This window comes from Dactylosporangium sp. NPDC049140 (genome assembly GCF_040648435.1).
Genome location: NZ_JBEZDS010000135.1, coordinates 1 through 3,529, shown reverse-complemented (window position 1 = coordinate 3,529; position 3,529 = coordinate 1). Strand labels below are relative to the sequence as shown.

The 3,529-nt window shown below is 67.4% G+C and carries 1 protein-coding gene; it reads left to right on the top strand.

Annotation, left to right across the window (positions count from 1 at the left end):
• On the top strand, positions 1-3,529 hold a 3,529-nt coding region (locus AB0B76_RS58790; RefSeq protein WP_360395127.1), incomplete at both ends, for a condensation domain-containing protein.

Below are 3,529 nucleotides of genomic sequence, written 5' to 3'. Positions count from 1 at the left end.
AGGCGACGGTGATGGCGACTGCCGGGCTGGTGGATGCCGGGGTGGAGGTGGAGCCGCCGATCGGGGCGCCGCTGGGCAATGTGCAGGTGTATGTGTTCGACCACAGTCTTCGTGCGGTCCCGGTTGGTGTGCCGGGAGAGATCTATATCGGTGGTGTTGGTCTGGCGCGGGGGTACGTCGGTCGTCCCGAGTTGACCGCCGAACGGTTCGTCGCCGGGCCTGACGGGTCGCGGCTGTACCGGTCCGGGGATGTTGCACGGTGGCGGGCCGATGGGGTGCTGGAGTTCGTCGGCCGTGCTGATGATCAGGTGAAGGTGCGCGGGTTCCGGGTCGAGCCCGGTGAGGTTGAGGCCGTGCTGCGTGGCCACGACGGGGTTCGGGACGTCGTGGTGGTTGCCGACGATGGGCGGCTCGTGGCGTATGTCGTGCCGGCCGGGTCTGCGGCGCTGGTCGTGGAGGAGTTGCGCGGGTTTGTTGGGGCCCGGGTGCCGGAGTACATGGTGCCGTCGGTCTTCGTTGAGCTGGCGTCGTTGCCGTTGAACCGGAACGGGAAGGTTGATCGGCAGGCGCTGGACGGGGTGCAGTTGCCGGTCGGGGGCGCGTATGTGGCGCCGGTCGGGCCCGTGCAGGAGGTGCTGGCCGGGGTGTGGGGTGAGTTGCTCGGCGTTGAGCGGGTCGGGGCGTCCGATGACTTCTTTGCGCTCGGTGGGCATTCGCTGCTGGCTACGCAGGTCGTGTCGCGGGTGCGGAGTGTGTTCGGGGTTGAGGTACCAGTCGCCGCTGTGTTTGATTCGCCTACCGTTGCCGGGCTGAGTGCGGTTGTTGAGGGGGCTGTGCGGGGGCCAGGCGCGCCGGCGATTGTGCCGGTCTCGCGGGAGCAGCGGCTGCCGTTGTCGTTCGCACAACAGCGGTTGTGGTTCCTCGATCAGCTGGAGCCGGGCTCGGTCGAGTACAACATGCCGACTCGGATTCGGCTCCGAGGCGAGGTCGATCCGGCGGCGGTCGCGGCGGCGCTGGGCGGGCTGGTGGCGCGGCATGAGGTGCTGCGGACGCGGCTGGTGGCCGGTCCGGACGGGGTGCCCATGCAGGTGGTGGACGCGCCGGTGGACTTCGAGCTGCCTCTGGTGGATCTATCCGCCGGTGGTGTCGAGGAGTGGCTTGCCGCCGATGCGGTTGTGCCGTTCGACCTGGCGGCCGGGCCGCTGTTCCGGGCTACGCTGCTGCGGCTCGCGCCGGATGAGCACGTGCTTGCTCTGGCGATGCATCACATCGTCGGTGACGAGTGGTCGGCCGGGATTCTGCGCCGGGAGCTCGATGCGTTGTACGCCGGCGCCGAGCTGGAGCCGTTGGCCGTGCAGTACGCGGACTTTGCGGTGTGGCAACGCACGTGGCTCACCGGGGAGGTTCTCGAGCGGCAGGTGGCGTACTGGCGCGGGCGTCTCGGCGGCGCGAAGGTGCTGGAGCTGCCGACCGACCGGCCACGGCCGCCGGTTCGTTCGAGCGCCGGGGCGGTCATCGACTTCGCGGTGCCGGCCGAGGTCGCCGATCGGCTGCGGGCCGTGTCCCGTGAGGCCGGGGCTTCGATGTTCATGACCGTGTTCGCGGCGTTCAATGTGCTGTTGTCGCGGTACGCCGGTCAGGATGACGTCGTCGTCGGCACGCCGATCGCGAACCGGAACCGGGCCGAGATCGAAGGGCTGATCGGGTTCTTCATCAACACGCTGGTACTGCGGACGGACCTTTCCGGTGACCCGACGTTCGGCGAGCTGCTCGAGCGTGTGCGCACCGAGACGCTTTCCGGGTACGCGCACCAGGACGTGCCGTTCGAGCGGCTGGTCGACGAGCTGGTCACCGACCGGGACCGCTCCCGGTCGCCGCTGTTCCAGGTGCTGTTCAACTACGCGCGCGTCGACGGGCCCGGGGTGGTCAACGAAGACGTTTCCGAGGCGCCGGCACTGTACGACCTCACCGTCATCGTCGGTGAGACGCCCACTGGGCTGGTCGGCGGCGTGCAGTACAGCACGGAGTTGTTCGACGTTTCGACAATCCGCCGGTTGATCGGGCACTTTACGTCGCTGCTGTCGGCGCTGGTGCCTGGGGCGCGGCTGTCTGAGCTGGCGATGCTACCGGTGGTCGAGTCCTGGCGTGGTGCTGAGCTCGGCCTGCCGCCGGTTGCCGGGGTGCACGAGCTGGTGGCCGGATTCGCGGTGTCGACGCCGGCGGCGGTGGCGGTGCGGGCTGGTGATGTGTCGTTGACGTTTGCGGAGTTGGATGCGCGGGCGGCACGGTTCGCGGGTTGGCTTGCTGCACGGGGTGTTGGTGCGGAGTCGGTGGTGGGTCTGCAGCTGCCGCGGGGTGTGGACTTGGTTGTGGCGATGCTGGGTGTGTGGAAGGCGGGGGCGGCGTATCTGGCGTTGGACCCGTCGTATCCGGTGGAGCGGCTGGAGTTCATGGTTGCGGATGCGGGTGTGTCGGTTGTGGTGTCGGCGGTTGAGTATGGGGATCCGTTCACGGCGGCTGTGCGTTCGGCACAGGCGGCCTGTGTTATTTACACGTCTGGGTCGACGGGTGTGCCGAAAGGCACGGTGGTGCCGCACAGTGCGCTGTTGGGTGTGCTTGGTGGCTGGTCGGCGACTCATTTCAGTGAAGGTCTGTCGTGGTTGACGTTGGCCAGTGCCAGTTTTGATGTGTTCACGGGTGATGTGGTCCGTGCGCTTGCGGCTGGGGGCACGTTGGTGCTGGGTGAGCCCGGTGCGCAGTTGGATGTGGTGTCGTGGGCTTCGCTGTTGGTTGCGGAGCGGGTGGAGGCGTTCGAGTCGGCGCCGCGGTATGTGGATGAGCTGGTCTCGTATATCGAGCGGACTGGTTTCGAGTTGCCGGATCTGCGTTTGGTGGTGGTGACCACTGATGTGTGGCGGTTGGAGTCGGTGGTGCGGGCTGAGCGGGTGCTTGGTGTGCGGGTGTTGACGGCGTATGGGGTGACGGAGGCGACGGTCGATTCGACGTTCTGTGAGTTGTTCGGTGATGGGGTGGGGCCGGCGCCGATTGGTGGGCCGTTGCCTGGGGTTGAGTTGCAGGTGTTGGATGCCGTGCTGCGGCCGGTGCCGTTGGGTGCGGTGGGTGAGTTGTTCGTCGGTGGTGTGGGTGTCGCCCGGGGTTATGTGGGTCGGCCGGAGTTGACCGCATCGCGGTTTGTTGCGGCGGAGGGTGGGTCGCGGTGGTATCGGACCGGGGATCGGGTGCGTCGTGTTGGGGATGCGTTGGAGTTCCTTGGGCGGGCCGATGTGCAGGTGAAGGTTCGTGGGTATCGGATTGAGCCGGGTGAGGTGGAGTTTGCGCTGACCCGGCATCCTTCGGTTGATGCTGCTGTGGTGGTTGCGGATGAGCTGGATCGGTTGGTGGCGTTTGTGGTGCCTTCTGTGCCGCCGGTTGAGGAGTTGCGGGCGTTCCTGGGTTCGCGGCTGCCTGAGTACATGGTTCCGGCGGTGTTTGTGGCGCTGGATGTGCTGCCGTTGACGCCGAATGGGAA